This window comes from Staphylococcus sp. HMSC072B07 (assembly GCF_001815505.1).
Classification (GTDB): Bacteria; Bacillota; Bacilli; order Staphylococcales; family Staphylococcaceae; genus Staphylococcus; species Staphylococcus simulans.
This window is the reverse complement of record NZ_KV820897.1, coordinates 13,365-38,929: the sequence shown is the minus strand read 5'-3', so window position 1 is coordinate 38,929 and position 25,565 is coordinate 13,365. Positions and strand designations below refer to the sequence as shown.

29 protein-coding genes are annotated in these 25,565 nt (G+C 34.7%); 8 read left to right on the top strand and 21 right to left on the bottom strand.

Features of this window, described 5'->3' with window-relative positions; translation table 11 throughout:
• Nucleotides 1-566: 566 nt before the first annotated feature.
• The 3 genes from perR to bcp form a co-directional block, all read right to left on the bottom strand.
• Nucleotides 567-1,019 carry a peroxide-responsive transcriptional repressor PerR gene (gene perR / locus HMPREF3031_RS00820; protein ID WP_002481638.1) on the bottom strand — a complete coding sequence of 151 codons (453 nt, stop codon included), beginning with the start codon at nucleotides 1,017-1,019 and terminating at the stop codon, nucleotides 567-569.
• Between the two features lie 93 nt (nucleotides 1,020-1,112).
• Entirely contained in the window at nucleotides 1,113-2,063 is a 951-nt protein-coding gene (locus HMPREF3031_RS00815) for a phosphoglycerate dehydrogenase (protein WP_037556602.1), read from the bottom strand.
• Nucleotides 2,064-2,068: 5 nt separating this feature from the next.
• Nucleotides 2,069-2,524: a thioredoxin-dependent thiol peroxidase gene (gene bcp / locus HMPREF3031_RS00810; RefSeq protein WP_002481640.1), complete on the bottom strand. Its 456-nt coding sequence runs from the start codon at nucleotides 2,522-2,524 to the stop codon at nucleotides 2,069-2,071.
• An 81-nt stretch (nucleotides 2,525-2,605) separates the two neighbouring features.
• Here bcp and HMPREF3031_RS00805 point away from each other — a divergent pair, with 81 nt between their 5' ends.
• A complete protein-coding gene (locus HMPREF3031_RS00805; protein ID WP_002481641.1) occupies nucleotides 2,606-3,895 on the top strand; it encodes a glutamate-1-semialdehyde 2,1-aminomutase in 1,290 nt (429 codons plus the stop codon).
• Nucleotides 3,896-4,002: 107 nt separating this feature from the next.
• Nucleotides 4,003-5,103 carry an FUSC family protein gene (locus HMPREF3031_RS00800; protein ID WP_002481642.1) on the top strand — a complete coding sequence of 367 codons (1,101 nt, stop codon included), beginning with the start codon at nucleotides 4,003-4,005 and terminating at the stop codon, nucleotides 5,101-5,103.
• A gap of 51 nt (nucleotides 5,104-5,154) precedes the next feature.
• Here HMPREF3031_RS00800 and HMPREF3031_RS00795 read toward each other — a convergent pair whose 3' ends face one another.
• The 3 genes from HMPREF3031_RS00795 to mutY form a co-directional block, all read right to left on the bottom strand.
• Nucleotides 5,155-6,891 carry an ABC transporter ATP-binding protein gene (locus HMPREF3031_RS00795; RefSeq protein WP_002481643.1) on the bottom strand — a complete coding sequence of 579 codons (1,737 nt, stop codon included), beginning with the start codon at nucleotides 6,889-6,891 and terminating at the stop codon, nucleotides 5,155-5,157.
• 158 nt (nucleotides 6,892-7,049) lie between these two features.
• The gene (locus tag HMPREF3031_RS00790; protein WP_002481644.1) at nucleotides 7,050-7,592 is read right to left on the bottom strand and encodes a nucleoside tri-diphosphate phosphatase; all 543 of its coding nucleotides are present in this window, start codon (nucleotides 7,590-7,592) and stop codon (nucleotides 7,050-7,052) included.
• A 72-nt stretch (nucleotides 7,593-7,664) separates the two neighbouring features.
• Nucleotides 7,665-8,711, bottom strand: a complete 1,047-nt coding sequence (mutY, locus tag HMPREF3031_RS00785) for an A/G-specific adenine glycosylase (RefSeq protein WP_002481645.1) — start codon at nucleotides 8,709-8,711, stop codon at nucleotides 7,665-7,667.
• Nucleotides 8,712-8,830: 119 nt separating this feature from the next.
• Between mutY and HMPREF3031_RS00780 the strand changes: the two genes are divergently transcribed.
• On the top strand, nucleotides 8,831-9,814 hold the full coding sequence (locus HMPREF3031_RS00780; protein ID WP_002481646.1) for a metal-dependent hydrolase: 984 nt from the start codon (nucleotides 8,831-8,833) through the stop codon (nucleotides 9,812-9,814).
• Between the two features lie 88 nt (nucleotides 9,815-9,902).
• On the opposite strand, the gene HMPREF3031_RS00775 is transcribed toward HMPREF3031_RS00780, so the two are convergent.
• The 7 genes from HMPREF3031_RS00775 to HMPREF3031_RS13390 all read right to left on the bottom strand — a co-directional run bounded on the left by HMPREF3031_RS00775 (nucleotide 9,903) and on the right by HMPREF3031_RS13390 (nucleotide 15,385).
• The gene (locus HMPREF3031_RS00775; RefSeq protein ID WP_002481647.1) at nucleotides 9,903-10,742 is read right to left on the bottom strand and encodes a hypothetical protein; all 840 of its coding nucleotides are present in this window, start codon (nucleotides 10,740-10,742) and stop codon (nucleotides 9,903-9,905) included.
• A 10-nt stretch (nucleotides 10,743-10,752) separates the two neighbouring features.
• Nucleotides 10,753-12,279: an ATP-binding cassette domain-containing protein gene (locus HMPREF3031_RS00770; protein ID WP_070724549.1), complete on the bottom strand. Its 1,527-nt coding sequence runs from the start codon at nucleotides 12,277-12,279 to the stop codon at nucleotides 10,753-10,755.
• Between the two features lie 15 nt (nucleotides 12,280-12,294).
• Nucleotides 12,295-12,609: a YfhH family protein gene (locus HMPREF3031_RS00765; RefSeq protein WP_002481649.1), complete on the bottom strand. Its 315-nt coding sequence runs from the start codon at nucleotides 12,607-12,609 to the stop codon at nucleotides 12,295-12,297.
• Nucleotides 12,602-13,405 (bottom strand): recombination regulator RecX, encoded by an 804-nt coding sequence (recX, locus tag HMPREF3031_RS00760; RefSeq protein WP_002481650.1) that lies wholly within the window; start codon nucleotides 13,403-13,405, stop codon nucleotides 12,602-12,604. Before recX ends, HMPREF3031_RS00765 begins: the two co-directional genes overlap by 8 nt.
• 176 nt (nucleotides 13,406-13,581) lie before the next feature.
• Entirely contained in the window at nucleotides 13,582-14,394 is an 813-nt protein-coding gene (sgtB, locus tag HMPREF3031_RS00755; protein ID WP_002481651.1) for a monofunctional peptidoglycan glycosyltransferase SgtB, read from the bottom strand.
• A gap of 179 nt (nucleotides 14,395-14,573) precedes the next feature.
• Nucleotides 14,574-15,101: a type 1 glutamine amidotransferase domain-containing protein gene (locus HMPREF3031_RS00750; protein ID WP_002481652.1), complete on the bottom strand. Its 528-nt coding sequence runs from the start codon at nucleotides 15,099-15,101 to the stop codon at nucleotides 14,574-14,576.
• Nucleotides 15,102-15,217: 116 nt separating this feature from the next.
• Nucleotides 15,218-15,385, bottom strand: a complete 168-nt coding sequence (locus HMPREF3031_RS13390) for an SE1561 family protein (RefSeq protein WP_096754677.1) — start codon at nucleotides 15,383-15,385, stop codon at nucleotides 15,218-15,220.
• Between the two features lie 172 nt (nucleotides 15,386-15,557).
• Between HMPREF3031_RS13390 and yfkAB the strand changes: the two genes are divergently transcribed.
• A complete protein-coding gene (yfkAB, locus tag HMPREF3031_RS00745) occupies nucleotides 15,558-16,709 on the top strand; it encodes a radical SAM/CxCxxxxC motif protein YfkAB (protein ID WP_002481654.1) in 1,152 nt (383 codons plus the stop codon).
• 68 nt (nucleotides 16,710-16,777) lie between these two features.
• Here yfkAB and HMPREF3031_RS00740 read toward each other — a convergent pair whose 3' ends face one another.
• From HMPREF3031_RS00740 to HMPREF3031_RS00730, 3 genes are read right to left on the bottom strand one after another with little or no spacing between them, the layout of a single operon-like run.
• Nucleotides 16,778-17,275 (bottom strand): acyl-CoA thioesterase, encoded by a 498-nt coding sequence (locus HMPREF3031_RS00740; RefSeq protein WP_031262747.1) that lies wholly within the window; start codon nucleotides 17,273-17,275, stop codon nucleotides 16,778-16,780.
• 58 nt (nucleotides 17,276-17,333) lie between these two features.
• On the bottom strand, nucleotides 17,334-18,572 hold the full coding sequence (locus tag HMPREF3031_RS00735) for an aminopeptidase (RefSeq protein WP_002481656.1): 1,239 nt from the start codon (nucleotides 18,570-18,572) through the stop codon (nucleotides 17,334-17,336).
• 36 nt (nucleotides 18,573-18,608) lie between these two features.
• Nucleotides 18,609-18,815: a DUF1128 family protein gene (locus HMPREF3031_RS00730; protein ID WP_002481657.1), complete on the bottom strand. Its 207-nt coding sequence runs from the start codon at nucleotides 18,813-18,815 to the stop codon at nucleotides 18,609-18,611.
• A gap of 223 nt (nucleotides 18,816-19,038) precedes the next feature.
• Between HMPREF3031_RS00730 and HMPREF3031_RS00725 the strand changes: the two genes are divergently transcribed.
• The 4 genes from HMPREF3031_RS00725 (at nucleotide 19,039) to HMPREF3031_RS00710 (ending at nucleotide 21,795) form a co-directional block, all read left to right on the top strand.
• Nucleotides 19,039-19,503 carry a low molecular weight protein-tyrosine-phosphatase gene (locus HMPREF3031_RS00725; RefSeq protein WP_002481658.1) on the top strand — a complete coding sequence of 155 codons (465 nt, stop codon included), beginning with the start codon at nucleotides 19,039-19,041 and terminating at the stop codon, nucleotides 19,501-19,503.
• A gap of 7 nt (nucleotides 19,504-19,510) precedes the next feature.
• Nucleotides 19,511-19,801, top strand: a complete 291-nt coding sequence (locus HMPREF3031_RS00720; protein WP_002481659.1) for a hypothetical protein — start codon at nucleotides 19,511-19,513, stop codon at nucleotides 19,799-19,801.
• A gap of 130 nt (nucleotides 19,802-19,931) precedes the next feature.
• Nucleotides 19,932-21,008, top strand: coding sequence for a YihY/virulence factor BrkB family protein (locus HMPREF3031_RS00715; RefSeq protein WP_002481660.1), 1,077 nt, complete (start codon nucleotides 19,932-19,934; stop codon nucleotides 21,006-21,008).
• Nucleotides 21,009-21,216: 208 nt separating this feature from the next.
• Nucleotides 21,217-21,795 carry a beta-class carbonic anhydrase gene (locus HMPREF3031_RS00710; protein WP_002481661.1) on the top strand — a complete coding sequence of 193 codons (579 nt, stop codon included), beginning with the start codon at nucleotides 21,217-21,219 and terminating at the stop codon, nucleotides 21,793-21,795.
• A gap of 70 nt (nucleotides 21,796-21,865) precedes the next feature.
• On the opposite strand, the gene HMPREF3031_RS00705 is transcribed toward HMPREF3031_RS00710, so the two are convergent.
• From HMPREF3031_RS00705 to map, 5 genes are all read right to left on the bottom strand, one after another.
• On the bottom strand, nucleotides 21,866-22,495 hold the full coding sequence (locus tag HMPREF3031_RS00705) for a response regulator transcription factor VraR (RefSeq protein WP_002481662.1): 630 nt from the start codon (nucleotides 22,493-22,495) through the stop codon (nucleotides 21,866-21,868).
• Nucleotides 22,485-23,528 (bottom strand): sensor histidine kinase VraS, encoded by a 1,044-nt coding sequence (locus HMPREF3031_RS00700; RefSeq protein WP_002481663.1) that lies wholly within the window; start codon nucleotides 23,526-23,528, stop codon nucleotides 22,485-22,487. Before HMPREF3031_RS00700 ends, HMPREF3031_RS00705 begins: the two co-directional genes overlap by 11 nt.
• Nucleotides 23,525-24,226 (bottom strand): cell wall-active antibiotics response protein VraT, encoded by a 702-nt coding sequence (gene liaF, locus HMPREF3031_RS00695; RefSeq protein WP_002481664.1) that lies wholly within the window; start codon nucleotides 24,224-24,226, stop codon nucleotides 23,525-23,527. Before liaF ends, HMPREF3031_RS00700 begins: the two co-directional genes overlap by 4 nt.
• Nucleotides 24,227-24,241: 15 nt before the next feature.
• Complete coding sequence (locus HMPREF3031_RS00690) at nucleotides 24,242-24,637, bottom strand: hypothetical protein (protein WP_002481665.1); 396 nt, start codon at nucleotides 24,635-24,637, stop codon at nucleotides 24,242-24,244.
• A gap of 115 nt (nucleotides 24,638-24,752) precedes the next feature.
• Nucleotides 24,753-25,517, bottom strand: coding sequence for a type I methionyl aminopeptidase (gene map / locus HMPREF3031_RS00685; RefSeq protein WP_002481666.1), 765 nt, complete (start codon nucleotides 25,515-25,517; stop codon nucleotides 24,753-24,755).
• Between the last annotated feature and the right edge of the window lie 48 nt (nucleotides 25,518-25,565).

Genomic DNA, 25,565 nt, shown 5'->3' with positions numbered 1-25,565 from the left:
AATTAACGTTGACATATTGTCATTCAGTTTTCAACGTTCATTTTTTCGCGTTACAATAATCAATTATACCGCTTTTAAATTTTGAAGTCAAGCACTTTTTAAAATTTATTTTTTTGAAGTAACTTGTTTCGTTTTTTTCAACAATAACTATTCTATAATGTTTCTTGTTGATAATCAATAGTAAAATTTACACTTTGTTAAAGTTTTTAATTCAAACTTTTAATTCTCAATGTTTAATTTACTGCGCCGTTTCAACGACCTATTCATCATATCAAGCCTTTAGTTAAGAGTCAATAATTTTCTATAATAAAAAATGTATAAAATTACTAATAGTACGCACGATTTCATTCATATGAGATTTTTGATGTATATGGTGTAATTAAACGTCCAATCATCTTACTCTTTGAGTGTATTAATACTTTGTCCCCCACTTCAAATCAGCTTTCTTATTGTAAGGAACGTTGTTAAATACTTTACATAGGATTAAAACTCACATGATCCGAAACCAAATATAAAAAGCTGAATGCCATATGACATTCAGCTTTCCTATTAATGGTAATAATGTTTTATTGTTCTTTACTTTGGCATTCTGGACATAATCCATAAATTTCCATTCTGTGATGTGACACTTTAAACCCTGTCACATGTTGAGCTAATTGTTCAACTTCATGTAATTGCGGATAATGAAAATCTACTATCTTACCGCAATTCTCACAAATGACGTGATAGTGATTATGTGTATTAAAATCAAAGCGACTAGATGCATCTCCATAAGTCAATTCATTCACAATTCCTGTTTTCTTAAACACACGTAAGTTATTGTATATCGTCGCAACACTTATGTTTGGAAAATCTGGTGACAGTGCCTGATAAATTTCATCTGCTGTTGGATGAGTTTCACTTGAAATCAAAAATCTAAGAATGGCTTGTCTTTGCGGTGTAATTCTGATTCCGGCATTTCTTAAAGATGCAATAGAGTCCTCTAATTGATGCTCAATAGATTCCATTTCTGCACTCATCTAATCCACCGTCTTTCTACTTAATAATTATTATTACTTAATATTAATATAACGGTAGAACCATTGAAATGTCAATGTTGGCACATTATTTTATCAATAACCTTTTGATAAATCTACTTTTTTCTCAATGACATCTCCATTACTTAGAAAATGTTTGAAGTTTCTAATAAAAATTTGAGATGCCTCTTTAAAGTTTTCTTTACCATTTCCTGTGATATGCGCAGTAATACTTACATTATCTAATTGATATAACGGATTATCCTCTGATAAAGGTTCCTTTTCGAAAACATCTAAATAAGCATGACGAATTTTGCCCTCATTAAGCGCTTTAACAATTGTTTCTTCTGAAGCAATTGTACCTCTGCCGATATTAATAAATAATGCAGTCTCTTTCATTGCGTCAAATTGCTTATCTTCTAATAAATGGTACGTCTCTTCAGTTTCGGGCAGCACATTAACTACAACGTCTGCTTTAGGCAAAACTTGATCAAGTTCCTTTAAAGGATATGTTTCATCAAATCCATCAACTTCATGTCCAGTTGTATTAATACCAATAATTTTCATTTCAAATGCACGTGCAAGTTCGGAAATTTGTTTAGGAATATTACCTGTCCCCAAAATTAGTAACGTATCTCCATCTACACGTCTGCCTGTAATTGTAGAATCATAAACTTTATTATCTTGATTTTGTCTAGAAACTCTCATTTGTTTATAATCGTCTAAAATATAGGCAAATACAAATTGACTCATTTGTTTTGCGTGAATACCTGATACATTCGTTAATACAATATTACGTTCAGCAAAATATTGTAATGGTAGTGAATTAACACCAGCCGCATACCAAGCTACAAACTTTAAATTAGGCATACCCTCAAAAAAAGCTTGATCAGCTTTGCCACTATAACCAATTACAACATCTGCATCTCGTTTATCTTGCTCATTTATTTCATCTACATTTTTTCGAAATACAAATTCTACTTCCGGAAAAGTTTCTTCCAATAACTGCTCTGAGTCTTTTAATCTATTTAATGAAAGAACCTTCACACACTTCACCCCAACATTTCTTTTAATTGATTCATTTGTTCTTTTACTTTAACTTTTTCGATTACATGTTCTACGACACCATTTTCATCTACAACGAAAGTGGTTCTGACAATGCCCATAGATTCTTTGCCAAAACTTTTCTTCAATTGATACACGCCAGTTGCTTCAGATAATTTATAATCCTCATCTACTAGCAAATCAAAATTCAAATCATGTTTAGCAATAAAGTTTTGATGTTTCTTTTTAGAATCTCCACTGATTCCGTATACTGCAATATCTAAATCATTAAACATTGCCATGTTATCACGGAAATCGCAAGCCTCTGTTGTGCATCCAGGTGTATTATCTCTAGGATAGAAATAAAGAATTGCCTTTCTGCCTTTGATTGTGTCGTTAGTAATGACTTCTCCATCTTGATTTTCTAATGCAAATTCAGGGAATTTGTCTCCTTTTTTCAACATATGCTCACCTTTTTCTTCTTATAGTTAATTATATGATACGATAGTAAACGGAAATATTAAATTAAAAGAGGTTGATAAAAAATGAAATTCACTGAAAGCGAACGACTTCAAAGTTTGTCAGACGAATATATCCTTGGCGGTGTCAACTCCCCTTCTCGCTCATATAAAGCAGTTGGCGGCGGTGCACCGGTAGTAATGAAAGAAGGTAAAGGTCAATATTTATATGATGTAGACGGCAATCGTTACATTGATTATCTTCAAGCATATGGTCCAATTATTACTGGACATGCACATCCACATATTACTAAGGCTATTCAAGAACAAGCAGCTAAAGGTGTGCTTTATGGTACACCGACTGAGCTAGAAATCGAATTTGCTAAAAAATTGCGTGAAGCAATTCCATCTTTAGAAAAAATGCGTTTTGTCAACTCTGGTACTGAAGCTGTCATGACAACAATTCGTGTCGCACGTGCATATACAAATCGCGATAAAATTATTAAATTCGCTGGTTCTTACCACGGACACTCAGATTTAGTACTTGTTGCTGCAGGTAGCGGCCCTTCTCAATTAGGTTCTCCTGATTCAGCCGGCGTACCTAAGAGCGTGGCTCAAGAAGTAATTACAGTACCTTTTAATGATATCGAGTCTTACAAAGAAGCAATGAAACATTGGGGCGATCAAATCGCAGCAGTATTAGTTGAACCTATTATCGGTAACTTCGGTATGGTTGAACCGCTTCCCGGCTTCCTTGAAGAAGTAAATGAAATCACCCATCAATATGGCGGTCTTGTAATTTATGATGAAGTTATCACAGCATTCCGCTTCCACTACGGTGCTGCTCAAGACTTGTTGAACGTATACCCTGACTTAACAGCATTCGGTAAAATCGTCGGTGGCGGTTTACCAATCGGCGGTTACGGTGGACGTCAAGACATTATGGAACAAGTTGCACCTTTAGGCCCTGCATATCAAGCGGGAACAATGGCTGGTAATCCACTTTCAATGAAAGCAGGCATCGCTTTATTAGAAGTTTTAGAACAAGAAGGTGTTTACGAAGAATTAGATCGTCTTGGTAAAAAATTAGAAGATGGTTTAAATGAATTAATTGAAAAACATGGTATTACAGCTACAGTAAACCGTGTTTATGGTTCATTAACACTTTACTTTACTGACGAAAAAGTAACACATTATGAGCAAGCAGAAAATTCTGATGGCGATGCATTTGCGAAATTCTTCAAATTAATGTTGCATCAAGGCATCAACTTAGCACCTTCTAAATTTGAAGCTTGGTTCTTAACAACAGAACACACAGATGAAGATATTGAAGAAACATTACGTGCTGCAGACTATGCATTCTCTCAAATGAAATAAACTTGAAAAACACATTGATTCAGTGTATAAACTTTAATATACGTTTTTGTTTTTGGAAACCACTTCCAAGCAAATGTGCATAAATAGGAATAAAGGAGCACACTCATTTGAAACTAGGTGCAAGAATATTTAAAACAGGTATTGCGATTGTCCTAGCGATGTTAATTGCATCACTGCTGCCAAAGAGTGCAGGCATTCCTACCGTAGCAGGTATCGGTGCAATTGTAGCAATGCAGCCAAGTGTATATCGTTCTTATAAAACTATAAAAGAACAGTTTCAAGGTAACTTAATCGGTGCAATTTTATCTGTATCGATGGTCAGTTTATTTGGCGATAGTATTATTATCATGGGCGCAACAGTTATAGTCTTAATTGCTTTATTATTCCAATTAAAACTTCAACATGTTGCAACCTTAGCCACAGTTACTGCCCTTATCATCATGGGTCAAGGTGGAGAAACAGGTAACTTCTATGCATCAGCGTTTTATCGTTTCGTGTTAGTGATGATTGGTGTTTTCAGTGCTTTCACTGTCAATGTCGCCTTCTTTCCACCTAAATACGAAACAAAGCTTTATTATAATTCAATGAATATCGCTTCTGATATTTTCATTTGGATTAAATTGGTTATTAACGATACAACAGAGTTTTACCATGTTAAAGAAGATACAAAGAGTATTAAAGAACGTTTGAAAAATCTGGAACAATTATTCAATTATTATAAAGAAGAACGTCCTTTCTTTAGAAAAAATTGGCCAGAATTAAATCGTAAAAAGATAATTTTCAAACAAGTTGTGACAACTACAAAAAGTGCCTATGATGTTTTGAGACGTATGCATCGTTACCAACATGATTTGCATAATATGAGTACTGATCTTCGATTGCAAATCAAATTTGAACTAGATGATTTAATGACTTCATATGACCAAATTATGTTAAGCATCGCTCAAAAAGCAAGACACGATTTCGAGAATTTCCAAGCTCCTGTGGACATTCCGCAAAAAATTGAGTTAATGGAAGCATTTAAAAATGAAATGGTCCTGAACACTGAAACCTCTGAGTATTCAATTTCTAATGTCATGCAGATTATCTCAGCAATCGAGGAATTCAGTTATGATTTAGCACACTTAGACCGTTTGGTCATGAGTTATTTCCAATTCCATACAGATGACTCTAACATTGAAATTGAAGAAGAAGACTTAGACTTATAAAAAGAGAGCAGAAACTGTCCTCCGCTGAGGGACGTTTCTGCTCTTTCTTTATTATAAGTCTTGAATTGTATAAAGATGATGGTATGCACCTTGTTTAGCTAATAACTCTTGATGCGTACCGACTTCAATAATTTGTCCGTTTTCAACTACTACAATTTTATCTGCATGAGTGATTGTAGATAAGCGATGGGCAACGATTAATGTTGTTCTATTTTCACTTAAATGTGCTAAAGCTTCTTGAATGATTGCTTCACTTTCTAGGTCTAACGCACTTGTTGCCTCGTCTAAAATAATAATCGGCGGATTATTTAAGAATATACGTGCAAGTGAAATACGTTGTTTTTGACCACCTGATAATTTCACACCACGTTCCCCTACTTCAGTTTCATAACCTTCAGGCAGACTCATAATGAAATCGTGTGCGTTTGCGAGTTTAGCCGCTTCTATCACATCTTCATCACTCGCACCTGGTTTACCTAGTAAGATATTTTCTCTGATTGTGTCTGAGAATAAGATATTATCTTGTTGAACTAAACCGATTTGTTCACGCAAGCTAGATAATAAGAAGTCTTTTACATTATAGCCATCTATAGTAATCGTTCCATCGGTAGAATCATAAAATCGAGGAATCAAGTTGATTAATGTCGATTTACCTCCACCAGACATTCCTACAAAGGCGACGGTTTCGCCATGATTCACATTTAACGAAATATCATCTAACACTTTAGGTGCATGTGGATTGTATCGGAAAGATACATGATCTAAAGAGATGTTACCTTCTGTGATTTTGAGCGGTTTCGCATAAGGTTCATCTTTTACATCATAGTCTTCATCTAATAAATGGAAAACACGATCCATAGAAGCAAAACTTTGTGTCAATGTTGTAAATGAAGAAACAAGACGACGTAGAGGTCCGAAAAGTTGTTCTAAATAGCTGACGAACGCAGCTAACGTACCAACTGTAATGGAACCTGTTACTGCTAAATAACCACCGACGCCAATTACAATAATCGGTCCGATATCAGTTACCGTATTGATTGCTGCGAAAGAATAAGCATTCCAACGTGTGTGTTTAAAAGCACGATGTAAGAATTTACTGTTTTTCTTATCAAAGTTTTGCGCTTCATTTTGTTCAATTGCGAAACTTTTAATCACCGAAATACCTTGTACACGTTCGTGTAAGAACCCTTGTACTTCTGCTAAAGCTTGAGATCTTTCACGTGTTAGACTACGTAATCTTCCGAAGAAGTAATAAACCGTTAAAATGTAGAACGGGAATATAATCATAGCGGCTAATGTCAATTTAACATCAAGTACAAACATGATTGATAATGCGATAATAATTGTCACACAGTCTAACCAGATGTTCATTAGTCCTGTTAAAATAAAGTCTTTAGTCTGCTCAACGTCATTGATAACACGTGAAATCACTTCACCTGCTTTGTTGTTGGCATAGAAGCGTGCACTTAGTGCTTGCAAGTGATCATATAAACGTCTACGAATATCATAAAGTATTTTGTTGCTGGTCCACTGCGCTAAATACTGACGCATATATTCTATCGGTGGACGTACGACTGCAAATATAAAAAAGGCAATCCCGATTGCGATACCCAAGTGGCTTAATTTGTCTTGCGTGCCCATGCTCGGATTGTTGATGACATCATCAATTACATATTTGATTAATAATGGAATCAACATCGGAATGCCGAATTTAATGATACCGATAATAATGGTAGCTGCTATCCGCCATTTATACGGCTTAACAAACTTTAAATACCTGCGTATCATTGAGGCAATCCTCCCTTTCTATCCTTTTCTAATGCGAAATAAATCAACGAGGCGAGACATTTTATTGCGATGTCCCAACCTCGTATTACGATTATTATTCATACCAAAGTTATTATAATTAAAAACACAAGACGTAATAAAGCAATCTGCTTGATATGCTAACCTTGTCTCAGCTTTTTAAAGCGTTCTCTCCAAACTTTAATAAAGTCTGGCGCAAACGGACCTTTCTTTTGTTCAATCCATTGTTGTAAGATATCAACATTCCTGCGTAAAATCGCATCTATATCTTTAGGATAGTTCATTTGCTGCATATGTTGTTGGTACTCGTCTTCATCCAACAAATGATATTTACCATTCGGATAAACTTTGATATCTAAATCATAATCAATATATTTCAATGCTTCTTCATCACACACAAATGGTGACGATAAGTTGCAATAATAATATACACCGTCTTCTCTGAACATACAGATGACATTAAACCAATATTCCGAGTGGAAATAGACGATTGCTGGTTCTCTGGTAATCCATGTACGTCCATCGCTTTCGGTTACAAGCGTGTGGTCATTGCCCCCAATCACAACATGGTCTGTCCCTTTTAAAATCGTAGTTTCTGACCAAACTCTATGAATGTTGCCATCGTGCTTGTAACTTTGTATTTTAATACGTTCTCCTTCTTTCGGTATGGACTCTTTTACCATGTTCCACACCTCCTCCTGGCTATTTTTCACAATCACAATTATAACATAATGCTTTTTTAAACTCAGACTTAACTACTTCGTTGTTAAATAGTTTAATACTTTATGCATCGATGCTGGAAAGTTGTAGTGATCTCTATCCTCTAAACGCATCCATACAAAGCGATCACTTAATTGTGTTTGTGACTCATCTATAACATCGTCAACTTGATAGACTTGAATGTCCCAAGTTAAATGTGTGAATTGATGTTTTAACTTAAATATCGGTGTCTCACTAATAGATATATCTTGTTGTAATAAATCATAAAGCTGTTCTTCACTATAAGTTGCTTCATACATCGGGAACTCCCACATTCCATGTAATAGCTTTTCTGTACGTTGTTCAATTAACACTTCATCATTTTGATTATAAATGACATAACAATTTTGTTTAATTGTCTTCTTTTTAATCTTTTTAGGTTTGACGGGTAGTTGATCAACCGTCCCTTTTTCTAATGCTTCGCAGTGTGATTGAACTGGACATAATAAACAAAGCGGTGATTTCGGTGTACAAATTAATGCGCCAAGTTCCATCATAGCTTGGTTAAATTGGCCTGCATGTGTTGTAACATAAGGACGCAATTCACTTTCGAATTTTTTGCGGACAGATTGTTTTGTAGTATCACTGAAATCATTATTTAAGCGAGACCACACACGAAAAACATTACCATCAACGGTTGGCAATGGTAAATCAAACGCAATACTCATCACCGCTGCTTGTGTATAAGGTCCCACACCTTTTAATCTTCCGAACAAATCCGGATTGCTTGGGACATTACCGTTATATTGTGTCGCAACTTCTTGCACTGCATGGTGAAAATTGCGCGCACGACTATAATAGCCTAATCCTTCCCAATATTTTAAAACTTCATCTTGTGATGCTTGACTTAAATCTTCAACTGTCGGAAAACGTTCTGTGAAACGATGATAATAATCTATCACTGTTTTAACTTGTGTCTGTTGAAGCATAACTTCACTGATCCAGATATAATAAGGATTAGTCGTTTCTCGCCAAGGCATTTCACGTTGATTGGTTTCAAACCAATCTAATAAATCTCTTTTGAAACTATTTTGCTGTTTCATTCTTCAATAGTTCTCCTTCTCTCTTGTCAACACACCCTTTAATTAAGGGTGAATTGATTTAGTTATTTGTCATTATGTTTTATACTATATGTAAGATTAATTGAAATGAGTGAACAATTATGGATACAGGCACACATATCGTCATGGGCATTGGGCTTACTGCGCTAGCCATGCATGACCCGACCCTGTCAGATCATTTTGGTGCTGCGGCTACAACCTTAATCGCAGGTTCTTTAATTCCTGACAGCGACACTGTATTAAAACTAAAAAATAATGCTGTTTATATATCTAATCATAGAGGTATCACACATTCAATACCTTTCACTATATTATGGCCGATACTTATAACCTTACTCGTTTTTACCTTTTTCAGCCATATTAATCCATTGCATATTTGGCTATGGGCACAACTTGCAGTCTTTTTACACGTCTTTGTAGATATATTTAATTCCTACGGTACGCAAGCGTTGCGGCCTTTCTCAAATAAATGGATACAATTGAGTGTCATTAATACCTTTGATCCTTACATCTTTATTTTATGGTGTTTAGGCATTGTGCTATGGGCTTTTGGCTTAAATGCATTTGCGGTGTATATTCCAATTTTCATCGTATTAGTGATTTATTATATTGTACGTTTTATCTTCCAAGCCACAATTCGAAAACGTGTTTTACGTATGGTCAGCAGTCAAGATAATGCACACTTAGTTAAAGTATTTGTGGCACCTACTATGAAATTTATGGAATGGCGTGTCGCAGTTCAAACACAAACTCACGACTATGTCGGACGCAGTTATGGGACAAACGTCGTTTTCGCTGATAAAGTGAAACGTCAACCATTCCCTGATGAAGAATTAATGCAGGTATTACGTAACGACCCTAATATCAAAGCGTTTTTAAACTTCTCTTCTATATACAGATGGGATACTCGTCGTTTAAGCGATAATATTCTTGAAGTCCGCTTCATCGACTTACGTTATTTAAACAAAGATCACTATTCTTTCGTAGCGATTGTACATTTGGACCAAGACTTAAATATCACCCATTCATACACAGGTTGGGTCTTTAGTGAACAGAAATTGATGAAAAAACTTTATACACATTAATAAAAGAACGAGAACAAAATGTATCAACTACACTTTGTTCTCGTTTTATTTTTTCTATGATTATTTTAATATACCTAAACTCATTTGATTAATGATCAAAATTGGAGTTTTTCACCTTTTCAGGTTCAGCCGTATTTTTTAAATGAATAGAACGATTAGTTGTCATTCTAAATTTCTCATATGCGATATGTGGTCTTAGAATATACAATAATAGACTTGCGATACCTAACCATACAATAAAGAAGAAATGATAAGGTATATTGCCCAAACTATTAACACCGATAATCACAGCTTCTTCAATACCAGAAACTAAATAAAATAATGGATTTAACATTAAAATATGCATCCAAATTGATTTATGTGGACCTGGAATGAAAAAGATCGGTACGATAATGAACATAACCGCAAATATGATATAGAGTGCCATATCAAAAATATTGTAACGGCTGATCATTCTTACTAAACCTAATACTTGCGAAACAATCATCACAAATAAATTCCACATGATCCAGTAAAAGCCAATAGCCCAAAATGAACTATCTAAGTTGACGGGTTTGACCAGGACAACTAATGCGATAGAAAGTAATAATCCTACTGAAAAAATCAGTGTATAGATAATACTTTTAAAAGCGGTTGGATAGTCATAGTTCTTATATTCATAATAATCTCTGCGATAACGCATTGTGTTGAAATATAAAGTAACAAGTGTCCAAGATAATGTGATGAAACCGATGAAGCGGTAATACCACACAGCTTGTGTTTCTTCTGTCGCGTTAATGATTTTTAAAAACAGCAACATTACGAGTAATAACAATACTGAAGCTACAAGCGGAATCGCGAACCATCTCCAATTCCGCTTCAAACTCCCCATTAAATGTTTCATCATTTGCGGCAAGCTATAATAAAAATTTATCAATTTATCTATCAAACGGTCTCACCTACAATTCTATATAAATCCATTTATTATCTTTCAAATCAGCAATAAAGTAACCATTGCCTGATTTTGTGACCCAGTAATCTCCTTGAATATCAAATTTATCTTTTAATTTGTCTTTATCAACAATCGGGAATACAAATCCTGTTAAATGATCATTATCATTGAACAATAAATCTACAGGCTGTTGTGTGACTGGCGCAACAAAACGTTGATCTTTCTCAGGAACTAAACTTTTAACTGCTTTCTTGTGAGATTGTCCTAAGTGACTATTATAGAAATCTATATAATTAATATAATTAGATTTCATGTAATCTTCGAGTGTATCTTTACTATGTCTTTCATAAAGACCTGCTGGATTGAAATGATATAATTTATTTTTACCAATTACATAAGATTTATCATCGATAACCAGTCGATATTTATTATCATTTTCTCCAGTAATCGTCACAAATGTATATTTCGGCAGCTTCACTTTATGTTTATGGTCAATCCCTTTAACTTCAATATTGTTATTCATCACAATACCGTAGGTCAAAGTCTCATCAAATACACCTTTTTTCTGAGCTTGTAATTTACTTTGTTCAGTGTTTTGCGCTAAATGCACAATCCCTAAATTGTTAAACAACAATACCGCTGTAAAAATAAAGCCGACCAGTAACAAAACACTCCAACCGATAACACGTGCCAAGAAAGGTGTCGGTTTTGCGTGTTTATAACGTTCAATTCGTTTGAAGTTATAAGACATTTCAGGAATACGCGTACGTTTTTCTTTCCAGTCTACATCAAACTGCGCTTTTTCTTCTTCAGTTTTTAATGATTGACGGTCTCGTTCATGTTCTTTAAATGCAGGTAACACACGACTCAATGGACCTTCCATACGTAATTGGCCATGTGAAATCCATACGGCATAGTTACATACTGCCTGGATAACCTTTAAATTATCATCGATTGTAATCATTGTAAGTTCATCATCTATGTAATCTTGAGAAAGTGTTATGGCTTTCTCCATAAATGCATCATCCAATTCACTTAATACATGATTAAAGATAATGATATCTGCTTTAGACGTACGTGCTAAACTTACAATTAATTGTGCATACTCACGATCAGTTAACTGGTAAACTAGCTTATCTTTCTGCTCATATAAATCAGCATAGCGCAAAATTTGTTCGACTTTATGTCCAGAAACCGTATATGTAAATAATTCCACTGCATTTTGAACAAGCGCAGTCACCGTTTCTTCGTGTAAATGTTTATCTTCGATATCTCCGAAATATAAACTGCCGTTACGTCGAATACGCCCTTTATCAGGTTTAACTTCACCGGCTAAGATTCTGGCGATTAACGTTTTCGACGCACCAGGCTCCCCTATAATACCTAATGATTCTCCTTGATATAAGTGAAGTGACACATTATTCAATTCGATATCTTCAGCATCATAACCATACGGCAGATACCATTTTTTTCTATTCTTTTTACGATAATAATGTGTAATATTCAGTAATTTTAATACAATCGAACTCGCCATAATTTCTACATCCTTCTAAAGTTTTAATAATGCGACTGGGATGCCTTCTTCACTTAGTCCGCTATGCAGGATTTTGCCCCATGCAAAGACACCTTTCAAACGATCTACACGCATATAACGTTTCGTACCATCATTTAATTCATAAAGTTTACCGAATTCAATTTTATCTGTATCTACTAAGTAACTTTCCGCAATGATGACTTTTGTACGGTAGACATCATATTCATTTAAAATGCCGTTCATTTCTGCTTTACGCATTTTTTCTTTATATTTTTGTATTTCATTTAAAATTTCACTCTTAGTCATTTCGCTTAAACTTTTCTCAGTCATCACTAATCCCGCTTTCTCTTAATTTATCTTTAATTGTATCATACTCATAGCCTTTTCTGAGAAGTGCTTCTATTGTTTTCATCACAAGTTGTTGCCCGCTATATTTGCGTTCATTTTTACGATACACTTTTTCTAATTCCTTTTGCAATAAAGCATCAATTTCATCTGTATCTGGTTCAAAATCTAAGGCTTGCATCGCTTCATTAATCATCTCGAATGAATAGCCTTTTTGTAATAATGATTGTTTCACTTTATCTGTCCGCTTCTTCATCGGCCCTTTCTTTTGATGCATCAATTTATCAGCAAGCGCAACGATATCTTCAAGCGGTTGTTCTTGTTCATAACGTTCGCCATAATCTTCAATAATATTCTTTTCGACTCCCGCTTTATAAAGCTTTTGTTTGTATATCTCAGGTCCTTTATCAGTAGTCCGAATCATAGTATTTTTTAAACTTTCCGCATAATCTTGATGATCAATATAGCCTTCTTGATGACAATAAGCAATGACTTCTGCAATAGCTACCTCATTGATTTCATGTTTTTGTAAATGTGTAATGACTTCTTGTTCAGTTCTTTTACGATATGAAAGATATTGAACAGCGTAATGTAACCCTAAGCGATAATGCTCATACTTTTGAATATGCATCATATCTTCAGCAGTGAGCGCATCGCCTTTTTTTAAATTAAAGTGTACTAAAGTATCCATATCGATACCCTTCTCAAAGGCACCGTCTAAGTATAAATTAAACCGCTCTTTATTTTTCTTTTGAACTTCAATCATTGTAATTTTAGGCATGGTCTCACCTCTTCTCTTAAATTCATAACGGTATCGATACTTATTGTAAAACAAATGCATATACTTTTATAGCATTATCCCCCTGAATTTACACAAGTAACATACATTGTCTCTTTTAAGCATGCGGCATATAAAAAAGGCAATGCAGCTGAATATACTGATTGCCTGAAATCGCATTAAACGCCTAACTGAGCTAATGCTGTTTTATATTGTTCATCGTTGATATAACCTTGCTGCTTCATCTTTTCTAAATTGATTTTGACACGGTTAATATAGTTCTGCGACATATTATTGACATCATAAACACTTGGTGCATTAATTTTACTTGCTAAAATGGCACTTTGAAGCACACTAATCGTCGGCATATTTTGACTGTTTGCGACGGTCGTTGTACCAAAGTAATGATTTGCAGCACTTTCAATAGTATATTGATTATCACCAAAATAAATATTATTAACGTAAAAGCTCAATATCTCTTCTTTAGAATATTCCCGTTCCATACGCGATGCGACCAATATTTCTTTCACTTTCCGTGTAAAACTTTGTTCATTTCCATAATAATAATTCTTAACAACTTGTTGACTGATTGTACTGCCACCTTGTACCGATTGATCACTTAATGTCGTGAACAGTGCCCTAAATATACCTTTCACATCAAATGCGCCATGGTCATAGAATCGCTCATCTTCCATAGCGATAAAAGCACCTTTAGTATAATTCGGCATATCATTGATTGGAACAAACGTAGATTTATTTTCAATGGTTTTTAAGTCCTCTACATTGGCACGTGATGACAATGCATACATCACACCAAAGAAGAGTGCAATTACAATAATGAGTCCAATAAGTAATTTTAAAAATAGCCCTTTGCTTTTTCTTTTTCTCGGCGGTGTACCTACGGGTTGATAATAAGTATTATAATGGGGTGTATTCTGTGTGCCTCTTGTTGTCTCGCGTTGAGACCTCGATAGCCTTTCGCTTCTTTTCATACACAGATCTCCTCAATCTATTTTAGTATTTCACACATATTATAATTGAGAACTGTTTGATATGAAATAAGAATTATACGTTTTGACACAAAATCGGTCTTGAGTAGTACACATGGATACTCCTGGATATGTAAAAAACCGGAATATCTCATAGATATTCCGGCTAAGCTTATAACTGCTTATTTTTCATTATTTTTTAATGCGTCAACAATTGCTTTGTTGAAGTCATCTAAATCATCAGGTGTACGGCTTGTTACAAGATTTTTATCAACAACTACTGATTCATCTTTAACATGTGCACCTGCGTTTTCTAAGTCTTTACGTACGTTTAATACCGCTGTTAACGTACGGCCATTTAAATCATCAGTATCAATTAATACTTGTGGACCATGGCAAATCGCAAAGATTGGGTCATCTTCTTTAATAAATGCTTTTGCGAATGTACCATATCTTCCTTCTACGTCTCCACGTAAATGGTCTGGTGAGAATCCGCCTGGAATTAATAATGCTGAATAATCGCTTGGTTCAGCTGAGCCGATATCTACATCAACTTTAGCTTTTGTACCGTGTTTACCTACGACTTCTTCTCCAGCTTCTGAGCCGATAATCACTGTATTGTAGCCTGCTTCTTCGATTGCTTCTTTTGGACTAGTTAATTCAATATCCTCAAAGTCATTACCTAAAATAATTGCTACTGTTTGTGCCATTTATTTATCACCTTTCTATTCTATACAATAAATTGTATTCAGAATTACTTTTGTCTTTGATTGTACTTATTGTATAGACCAAAATGTCATGATTTAAACATAGAAAGTATGTGACCTTACTTTTCACGTTGATAAAGTTTTACTTTTTCTTCTAATTGGTCTAGTAAACCAATCCATTCATCAACATCTTCAACACTGACTTTATCTGGATCCACATGATCAATTTCATCTACAAATTCAGATAATCTCGTTTTAATGTTCGTAATTAATTCATTTTCGCTCATTTTCATGATAAGGCTCCTTCTTTAAAAATATAATTCTATTCTAACATGCGATTGACAAAATTCACTAGAATATTAATAATATGGAATGACTCATCTTTTGTGATTTGAATCTTTCACTTCACATTACCCCTTTTTTATTAAGAAATACATTGTATAGAAAGAAGGCAAAATTATGATTGGCCAATCTACGAATATTAAAAAGCCGATTACTATAGCAAATGATCCTTGGGAGGCATACAACGATGTCGAAGCGTTCGGCAGCTTGCAGTTAAGCAATATTGAATTCACCACAACGAATTTATGTAATATGCGCTGCAGTCATTGTGCTGTCGGTTATACCTTACAAACAAGAGATCCTGAACCGCTTCCAATGGAATTAATGTTTAAACGTTTAGATGAAATTCCTAATTTACGTACCCTATCTATTACAGGCGGCGAACCGATGTTTTCTAAGAAATCAATTCGAAATGTGGTTAAACCGCTATTAAAATATGCCTATGATCGCGGTATTTATACACAAATGAACTCTAATTTAACTTTGCCGCAAGATCGCTATTTAGATATTGCTGAATACATAGACGTGATGCATATTTCACACAACTGGGGAACAACGGATGAATTCGCTACAGTTGGATTCGGCGCAATGGAAAAACAGCCGCCGCTTAAAGCAAAACTCAAACTTTATGAACAAATGATTGAGAATTCTAGAACATTATCTGAACAAGGCATGTTTGTCTCTGCTGAAACGATGTTGAACCAAAGCACGAAACCTTACCTTGAAAAAATTCATCGTGAAGTGGTAAATGATATGAAATGCAGTCGACATGAAATTCATCCGATGTATCCATCTGATTTTGCGAGTCAGCTTAACGTACTTAGTTTGAAAGAAATTAAAGAAACTATACGTCATCTTTTAGAAATTCGTGACGAATCTGTATGGATGTTGTTTGGGACACTACCGATTTACCCATGCATTCAAGATGAAGACGATGCACAATTATTCAAACAACTGCGTTCAGCAAAAAACGTCAGCTTACGTAATGATCCAGACGGCCGCAGCCGTTTGAACGTCAATGTCTTTACTGGCGATGTGATTGTGACAGACTTCGGCGATGAGACAGGTTCTATTTCTAATATCCAAACCGATCGTCTTACAGATGTTTTCGACAAATGGCTCGCTTCAGACTTAGCACAAAGTTTGAATTGTCATTGTGCACCGGTACATTGCTTAGGACCGAACTTACTAGTAAAAAATATGTATTATCCAAATACTGATTTCCGAGAAAAAGAAAAAATGATGCATCGCATCTTCCAACAACAATAATGTTAATAATACAAAATGGCATCTCAACACTTCATTTTATGTTGAGATGCCATTTTTAATTGCTTATTTTATTCAATATGTCGTCTTCTCGTTAAGAACTCTAAGGTATCTTTACTTTCTTGACGACGTTCTTTTCTGCGTTTTACACGTGCAGGCGCAGTACTATGGAACCATTCTTGAATTTCACCTTCAGGATAAACATCTGGTACTTCTGTTGGTTTGCCGTTTTCATCTAACGCTACAAATGTTAAGAAGCTGAGTGCTGCCATATGTTTTTTATCATTGATGATATCTTGAAGAATGATTTGTACACAAACTTCCATTGAACTTGAACCAGCGTATGAAACCATTGCTTCATATGAAATAATATCTCCATTACGAATAGGTAATAAAAAGTCCACTGAATCTGTAGAAGCTGTAACAACTGGCGTACTGCTGTGTTTCATAGCGCAGATTGCCGCAATTTCATCAATGTTCGCCATTAAGAGTCCACCGAACATAGTATGATGATGATTCGTATCTTGCGGATATACTTGACGATCTTTTACAGTTTTTGATGCTGACATTGGTTTACTTTCTCTTTGTTCCACAATTGATCTCCTTTATGAATTGATTATATTTATTTTAGTAAGCCCAGTTACCGTCTTTAAACACAATCTCTTCTCCCCCATCTTGCGTGATACCATAAATCGTTAAATCTGCGCTGCCAATCATGAAGTCTTCATGAATAAACGCATCATTTAAACCTTCTTCTGTTAATTGTTCACGTGTCATTTCTGTACCGCCAATTATCGTAAACGGATAACCAGCGCCTAATGCGATGTGGCAAGAAGCATTTTCATCTAACAATGTGTTATAAAAGACGCGATTACGATTTGAAATCGGTGAATCGTCTGGAACTAACGCGACTTCCCCTAGATATCTTGAACCTTCATCAGTATCAAGTAAGTCACGTAATACTTCTTCCCCTTTTTCAGCAGAAAAATCTACAACTTTGCCATCTTTAAATGTAAGCGTAAAGCCATCGATCAGCGTTCCGTTATAGCTGAGCGGAAGTTTATTTGTCACATGACCGTTTACACGATTACGATCAGGGGCTGTAAATACCTCTTCAGTTGGGATATTGGCAATAAATTCTTGTCCATCATTTGTGAAACTTGTCGCATCTTGCCATAAATGATTCTTAGGCAAGCCAATTGTTAAATCTGTACCTTCTGAAACATAGTGAAGTGCTGAATATTGTTTGTTTTGTAGATATTTAGCGTGTTCACTTAAGTTTTGGATATGTTGATTCCAGTTTTCAATCGGATCATTACCATCTACACGAACAATGTCTAATAATTCATCAATGAATTTTTCATAAGCTGCTTCAGCATCTAATTCAGGATAGACACGTTGTGCCCATGCTTTGTTCGGATATACGACTACACACCATGGTAAGTCATTATTTTGAATTGCTTCCATATATCCTTTGAATCCTTTTGAATAAGCTTTGCCGAAAGCTGCTTTTTTAGCACTATCTGCATTACTTAATAAATCAGGGTCAGAACTCATTAAAGCTAAGTTCGCAGCACCACGTTTTACATAATCCATACGTTCTTCAATATCATAATCTTTCAAATCATTTTCTTCGAAGTATTCTACAGATTCATGTTCAAATTTTAAACGTCTTAATGTATCATCTGCATATTTTACTCTTACATCAGAAGCGCCGCGTTTGTATGCTGCCTCAACGATATCATGCGTTAATTCTAAAGCATCTACTGATGAACGAATAAATACTGGTTGCCCCTCTTGCACATTCATACCGACATCTACGATAAGTTGTGCATATTGTTTTAGCTTTTCTTGTAATTGTGACATAACAAAGTTCCTCCTTATTCTGACTGCTGTTTGTTCTTACGATTGTCGTAGTTCGCCTAATTCAGATGCGATGGCAGTCACTTCACTTGGTGAAAATTTTTCTTTTGAAGTAACAAAGCTATGAATTTCTTTGATTTTAGCTTCGTCTGCATCTTCAAATTTATCAGGATCGATTAGATTAACGTTTACCACGTTTAGTTTCTCTCTGATATCAATGATCATATCTCTATTTGTTTCTGACATTTAAATCACCTCTTTATGTTTATATATTATCAAACTCAACAATTCCTGAAAACTTTTGATAATTTACTCTTTAGATGTTGATTAAAAACCGATAAGATAATATTATATGGGTTATTTCATCAGAGTTCGGGTAAATATTATCTATGGAACGTTAGGTATACCTTGTATCTATGTTCATCATACGCTTTATTTATCCGGCTGAAAAATAATTTGGAGGTAAAATATGACTACAGTAGCATTTGTCTGTTTAGGCAATATTTGTCGTTCTCCAATGGCTGAAGCAATTATGAAACAACGTCTGAAATACCGCGGTATAGAAGGCATTGAAGTTGTCTCACGCGGTACAGGCAGTTGGAATTTAGGCCAAGCACCTCACGAAGGAACACAACGCATTCTAAATACTCACAACATACCTTTTGACGGTATGATCAGTGAACTATTTGAATCTACGGATGACTTTGATTACATTATTGCGATGGATCAAAGTAATGTGGATAACATTAAGCGTATCAATCCTGAGTTGAAGGGCCAATTATTCAAATTGTTGGAATTCAGCGATATGGAAGAACAAGATGTACCTGATCCTTACTATACAAATAATTTTGAGGGTGTATTCGATATGGTACAATCATCATGTGATAATTTAATTGATTACATTCTTAAAGACACAAATTCTAAAGAGGGGTAGATAAATTATGAATAACAAATTAGTACCAGGCATTTTATTAGGCGCTTTAGTCGGCGGAGCAATTACATTAGCTGACAAAAATACGCGAAATGCATTAAAAAGCAGTATTCAGAACTTAAAAGAAGGTAAACGTTCTGACAGAGGACCTTCAAAAATCAGCGTAATCAAAGAAGAAGTTCTTTACTGGAAAGATGCTATCGAAGAAATTCGTCGCAATAACCCAGAATTAGAACGTGCATTGAAAAATGCGAAAAACACGTTACAAGAGCGTAAACAAAACGATAAACACTTAAACTAATTATAGGTTTAAGAGCATTACAATGCGTTGACTATAGGGATAAACTTAAGTGAGTTTTACTCATCTAAGTTCTATCCCCCTTTTTTCAACTCATTGACCAACTGAATATAGTAATAAAGGAGTACATGTTATGTCTCATTCAAATGAAAAAGACAAAAATAATAAAAAAGAAGGGATTTTTCAAAAAGTAAAAGAAAAGTCTGAGGGTATTACACACGAAGATCATAATAATTATGTGGCACCGCAAGAATTCAAATCTAAGTCACCAAAAAAATCAAATCAGACATTCTTTGTAGCTAGAAATAACAAACCGGCTAAATATACGAAAGATTCCAATTTCTTTTCATTTTTAATTTATCGAATTGGTAAAGATGATGCGACAGGCTTAGCAGCACAGCTTTCATATTACTTTATGTTATCACTATTCCCTATGTTGCTATTCTTGCTTTCACTTTTACCATTATTCCAAATCGATAGAAATAAAATTGTCGGTATGATTGCAAAAAATGCACCTGCTTCTACAGCGGATCTACTGACAGGTATTATCGAAGATATTATGAAAAATGCCAGCGGCGGTATTTTATCAGTAGGTTTGATTTTGGCACTTTGGTCTGCCTCAAATGGTATGACAGCCTTAATGAACGCGTTCAACGTAGCATATGATGTTGAAGACGGCAGAAACCCTATCGTATTGAAATTAATCAGTGTGCTATTCACTGTGATTATGGGTGCAGTATTTATTGCGGCCTTAATCTTACCAGTTTTCGGTCAACAAATCGGTCATTTATTATTTGGTCCGCTTGGACTTGATAGCCAAGTGAAATGGGTATTTAGTATTTTACGATTCTTATTACCATTTATCGTGATTTTCTTATTATTCTCAACACTATATGCCCTAGCACCGAATATCAAAATTAAATTCAAATCTGTATTACCAGGTGCACTTTTCGCATCAATAGTATGGATTCTAGGTACTGCAGCGTTTGGTTTCTATGTTTCAAACTTCTCAAACTACTCTAAAACATACGGCAGTATCGGTGGTATCATCGTGTTAATGTTATGGCTATATATCACTGGTTTCATCATCATTGTCGGTGCTGAGATCAATGCGATTATTAACCAACGCAGAACATTGAAACACGGAGATTCACTTGAAGAACGTGAATTTGAACGTGCAGAAATGCAGAATCCTCATACTGAAAGATAATCATATTACTTAAAGAGCAAGTCACTTTGTATAAAATCAAAGTTGATGTTGCTCTTTTTCTTTTATTTTTTTAAAAACATGTTATTTTATGTATTCATTAGGGTATGATAATATTTGGTTAGTGACATTTTTGTGAACTAGTCATGACAGTCAATTCATCTTGATATAACAAAATAACTAAATTCAGGATACAGGAAGTGTAAATAAGATGACATTATTAGACAGTATTTTATCTTACAATAAGGAATTTGTGGAAAACAAAGAGTTTGAAAACTATTCCACAAGTAAAAAACCAAATAAAAAAGCAGTATTATTCACTTGTATGGATACACGTTTACAAGACTTAGGCACAAAAGCTTTAGGTTTTAATAACGGAGATTTAAAAGTAGTCAAAAATGCAGGCGCTATTATTACGCATCCATACGGTTCTACAATTAAAAGTTTATTAGTTGGTATTTATGCATTAGGTGCTGAAGAAATTATTATTATGGCACACAAAGACTGCGGCATGGGTAGTTTAGACGTAAATACTGTAAAAGATGCAATGAAAGAACGTGGCGTTACTGATGAAACGTTTGATATTATCAAACACTCTGGTGTAGACGTGGACAACTTCTTAGAAGGCTTCGAAAACGCAAGTGATAATGTTAAACATAATATTGATATGCTTTATCATCATCCATTATTTGATAAAAAAGTACCAATTCATGGTCTTGTGATTGATCCGCATACTGGCGAATTAGAGTTAATCCAAGATGGCTATGAACTGGCAGAAAAAAATAAATAGTACATAAACTGTATTATGGATAATACAAAGGCAAGATTGAAAGCACTCATTTTCAATCTTGCCTTTTCTTTTATTGAATTAAATCGTGTTGGAATGCGTAAATAACAGCTTGTGTTCTGTCTTGAACTTCTAGCTTGCTTAATATATTACTCACATGTGTTTTAACTGTTTTAATCGTAATATGTGACGCACTGGCGATTTCTTGGTTAGAATAACCTTTTGCGATTAACAATAAAATTTCCATTTCTCTATCTGTTAATAATTCATATAATTCAGCACGTTGATTCATGCGATTACGCATTTTAACAAGTACTTCCGCTTCAAACACCGCTTCGTTACGATATGTTTTACGAATCGCTTCTGCGATATCACTTGCGCTCGTCGTTTTTAGAATATAACTGTCTACCCCAGCGTCTAAAGCACGATACACTTCATTATCCTCAATATAACTTGTCAGCATCAATACTTTAATCTGAGGTAAATCTTTTTTAATCTGCATTGTAGCTTCTACGCCATCCATGTCTTCCATCAACAAATCCATCAAGATTAAATCAGGCTGCAATTCATGAGCTTTTTCAATTGCTTCTTTACCTGATTTGCCTTCCCCGACGACTTCGATATCAGGTTGTGTAGATAAATAACTTGAGATGCCGATACGAACCATTTCGTGGTCATCGACAAATAATACTTTAATCGCCATCATTTTCCTCCTTATTCAATGGAGCCTTCACTTCAATTCTTGTCCCTGCCCCAGGCAAAGAAACAATATGCAGTGTTGCCCCGATTTCTAATGCTCGCTCTCGCATATTCTTCAATCCATAGCTTTTCTCCATTTTTTCATCTACATCAAAGCCTTTACCATCATCTTGAATACGCAATAACAGATAATCATCTTTATTAAATAAATCTATCGTTAATTTTGTGCCTTCTGCATGTCGCAGTGTATTGGAAATCCCTTCTTGGGTGATACGGAATAAATGATCTTCTATGCCTTTTGGTACCTCAAAGTCTTCAATATCATAAACTACTTTCATAGGCACTTTCTTTTGTAAGTCCACAACAAGATCTTTAATTCCTTCCCCAAGTGAGCGATCTTTTAAGCCAAGCGGTCTTAAATGTAATAACAATGCACGCATTTCTAGTTGCGAATCTTGTACCATCTTTTCTAGTGTCGGAATTTGCTGATCAAGCGGCGGTTCAAGTGGTGATTCCTTAATCGCCGATAACATCATACTTGCCGCAAATAATTGCTGACTAACTGAATCATGCAATTCTCTAGCTAAACGCTGGCGTTCATCTTCTATAATTTTCTTCACTTTAACGTCATTTAAATTATATGTTTCGTTGGTCAAATCTTGTGTTTTAATACGTAGTCGATGTAACTCTTGGTTTAATGGCACAAGTGTATGATAGATATCCAAAGTTTCTTGGTAGAGTTCGATATTTTGATCATTAATACCGACAACTTCCCCTTCAATGGAATGTTCAATTTGTGTTTTAATCCAATCATTTTGTTCGTTCACTTTATACGCTAACACAGAACCAACAATAATACTCATCAAAATCACTATAATATTTAAAAATAAGAAAACAGGAATGCCGAAAATCTGCGTGTAAAACATTCCTTGAAAGTAGATGATGTTGACGAATACTTTGTCTATAAAAAAGAAAATCGCTAATATACTATAGTTCAATATCAGCATCGAACCGATGGCTCTGATATAGTGGTTCATCTATAAACCACCTCAACATCACCAATAAATGTCGAAGTATAAATATTGATGTTATAGTTTTCTTCTTTTGTTTCTTCAGTCATTTGGATATGATTATTTTCAATCTTAACCGTATTCTGATTCACAGTCGCATTACCATAAAATGCTGCTGCGTGAAGATTGATATTGTAATTCATCGGCACAATAATTTGAATCTTACCAATGAAGTGTCTCATCACAATCGTGTTATTTTCTTTAATATTTGCTGCTTTCGTTAAATCAATATGGATATCGCCGATGCCATGTTGAATTTGCAAGTCTTCCCACTTATAAACATAAACAGGAGTTCTTTGATTACCGAACCATTTTTGTTTAATAAATTGCGGTGAAGTAACTTCTTCATCAGAAGCAATAATCTTCATCGGTTTAAATTTGAAGACGATATAACGAATAATAATCAGCACTAAGAAAATAAAAAGAATAATAATCGTATATTTGTTAGAGAGCAGTGTAAAGGCAATCATTAATACACCAATCCAAAAGGCCAACAGACCTCTGACTTTATGGAAATAAAGATAGCCTACGTACATTAAGATAATCCCTAGTAATAATACGAGAATAAAGCCGATTTTTTCAAAAAAGATATAGTAAAAATTGGCTATAATCATTAATGCTGTAAATATTATCAACATCTCAGTTGAGATATACTTATTGGTCATGTTTCGCCACCTTTTCTATGCAACTAAACTCATTTGTGCAATCATATCACATTCTCTTTCAAGCGTAATACGTGTTTTATTTTGCTCTGATAAATCTGCTTCAATTCTTGCACAATCAGATTCTGCTTCGTTTAAGTCATGCATTAATGCAGACAACTCTGCATTATTGATATTTTCCATGCGTTGTACATTGCTGATTTGATATTGATCCATCAAATCGATGTATTTATTTTCTACTTCAGTTGTCAATTGTTCAATATATGCCACGATATTTTGTCTTTTGCGGTTTAAATAAGCGATATATTGTTTAGTTGAATGTAACTTTCTGTTTAAATGCGCTTGGCAATTCGTAATACTGTATTTAACTGTAGTGTGATAAAGTTTGTCTAAATAAATTGCTATGATATTCATGGAATCACCTCATTTATGATTGATTCCATTATAAAATAATTCCAGACGCCTCACGATAGGCTCTGGAACCATTTTACTTTCATACTTTAGTCCTAATTCCCATGATACCAAGGAATTATTCTTCTGTTTTATCTATTTTCGTTGTTAATAATGGACCATCTTTCGTCACAATAACCGTATGTTCGATTTGTGCGACATAACTTTTATCGCTTGTTTCAAAAGCCCATTCATTTTTACCTTCAGTTACAAATGTTGCATTAGAAGAAATGAAAGGTTCTACTGCAATCACAGTACCTTCTTTTAGTAATGTTTTATCTTTTGGATCATAGTAGTTTAGAACGTAATTAGGTGCTTCATGTAGTGAACTGCCTACACCATGACCTGTTAAGTTACGGATAACTTTCAAATCATTTTTACGTGCAGTTGCGTGTACTGCTTTACCGATTTGACTTAGTTTGCTGCCTGGTTTGATTTTTTTCATTGCATTGTCAAACGCTTCTTCAGCAACTTCACATACTTTTTGTTTCATCGGGTCACTTGGTTCACCCACAACAAATGAAATACCAGTATCTGCATAATAACCATTTTTTAATGCAGAAACATCTATATTAACTAAATCCCCTTCACGGATTTTGCGTTTACCTGGAATACCATGTGCCACTTCTTCATTTACACTGATACAAGTTTGACCAGGGAAATTTTCATCATGGATAGGTGCAGACAAAGCACCGTGTTGTTCAAATAAATCTTTAGCAATGTTATCTAATTCTTTAGTTGTTACACCCGGTTTTGTTGCTTCTTGCATTGTATCTCTGACTAATGCACAAATATATCCGATTTCTTTTAAGCCTAATAATTCTTCTTCTGTTTTTACAATCATGTGCGATCCCTTTCCTTATTCAATAATTGATAATGCAGCGCACGTGCG

Coding starts and splice junctions, on each gene's coding strand:
- perR (WP_002481638.1), bottom strand. CDS start 1,019: ATGAGTGCAGAAATGGAATCTATTGAGCATCAATTAGAGGACTCTATT.
- bcp (WP_002481640.1), bottom strand. CDS start 2,524: ATGTTGAAAAAAGGAGACAAATTCCCTGAATTTGCATTAGAAAATCAA.
- HMPREF3031_RS00805 (WP_002481641.1), top strand. CDS start 2,606: ATGAAATTCACTGAAAGCGAACGACTTCAAAGTTTGTCAGACGAATAT.
- HMPREF3031_RS00795 (WP_002481643.1), bottom strand. CDS start 6,891: ATGATACGCAGGTATTTAAAGTTTGTTAAGCCGTATAAATGGCGGATA.
- HMPREF3031_RS00790 (WP_002481644.1), bottom strand. CDS start 7,592: ATGGTAAAAGAGTCCATACCGAAAGAAGGAGAACGTATTAAAATACAA.
- mutY (WP_002481645.1), bottom strand. CDS start 8,711: ATGAAACAGCAAAATAGTTTCAAAAGAGATTTATTAGATTGGTTTGAA.
- HMPREF3031_RS00780 (WP_002481646.1), top strand. CDS start 8,831: ATGGATACAGGCACACATATCGTCATGGGCATTGGGCTTACTGCGCTA.
- HMPREF3031_RS00770 (WP_070724549.1), bottom strand. CDS start 12,279: ATGGCGAGTTCGATTGTATTAAAATTACTGAATATTACACATTATTAT.
- HMPREF3031_RS00765 (WP_002481649.1), bottom strand. CDS start 12,609: ATGACTGAGAAAAGTTTAAGCGAAATGACTAAGAGTGAAATTTTAAAT.
- recX (WP_002481650.1), bottom strand. CDS start 13,405: ATGCCTAAAATTACAATGATTGAAGTTCAAAAGAAAAATAAAGAGCGG.
- sgtB (WP_002481651.1), bottom strand. CDS start 14,394: ATGAAAAGAAGCGAAAGGCTATCGAGGTCTCAACGCGAGACAACAAGA.
- HMPREF3031_RS00750 (WP_002481652.1), bottom strand. CDS start 15,101: ATGGCACAAACAGTAGCAATTATTTTAGGTAATGACTTTGAGGATATT.
- HMPREF3031_RS13390 (WP_096754677.1), bottom strand. CDS start 15,385: ATGAGCGAAAATGAATTAATTACGAACATTAAAACGAGATTATCTGAA.
- yfkAB (WP_002481654.1), top strand. CDS start 15,558: ATGATTGGCCAATCTACGAATATTAAAAAGCCGATTACTATAGCAAAT.
- HMPREF3031_RS00740 (WP_031262747.1), bottom strand. CDS start 17,275: ATGTCAGCATCAAAAACTGTAAAAGATCGTCAAGTATATCCGCAAGAT.
- HMPREF3031_RS00735 (WP_002481656.1), bottom strand. CDS start 18,572: ATGTCACAATTACAAGAAAAGCTAAAACAATATGCACAACTTATCGTA.
- HMPREF3031_RS00730 (WP_002481657.1), bottom strand. CDS start 18,815: ATGTCAGAAACAAATAGAGATATGATCATTGATATCAGAGAGAAACTA.
- HMPREF3031_RS00725 (WP_002481658.1), top strand. CDS start 19,039: ATGACTACAGTAGCATTTGTCTGTTTAGGCAATATTTGTCGTTCTCCA.
- HMPREF3031_RS00720 (WP_002481659.1), top strand. CDS start 19,511: ATGAATAACAAATTAGTACCAGGCATTTTATTAGGCGCTTTAGTCGGC.
- HMPREF3031_RS00715 (WP_002481660.1), top strand. CDS start 19,932: ATGTCTCATTCAAATGAAAAAGACAAAAATAATAAAAAAGAAGGGATT.
- HMPREF3031_RS00710 (WP_002481661.1), top strand. CDS start 21,217: ATGACATTATTAGACAGTATTTTATCTTACAATAAGGAATTTGTGGAA.
- HMPREF3031_RS00705 (WP_002481662.1), bottom strand. CDS start 22,495: ATGGCGATTAAAGTATTATTTGTCGATGACCACGAAATGGTTCGTATC.
- HMPREF3031_RS00700 (WP_002481663.1), bottom strand. CDS start 23,528: ATGAACCACTATATCAGAGCCATCGGTTCGATGCTGATATTGAACTAT.
- liaF (WP_002481664.1), bottom strand. CDS start 24,226: ATGACCAATAAGTATATCTCAACTGAGATGTTGATAATATTTACAGCA.
- HMPREF3031_RS00690 (WP_002481665.1), bottom strand. CDS start 24,637: ATGAATATCATAGCAATTTATTTAGACAAACTTTATCACACTACAGTT.
- map (WP_002481666.1), bottom strand. CDS start 25,517: ATGATTGTAAAAACAGAAGAAGAATTATTAGGCTTAAAAGAAATCGGA.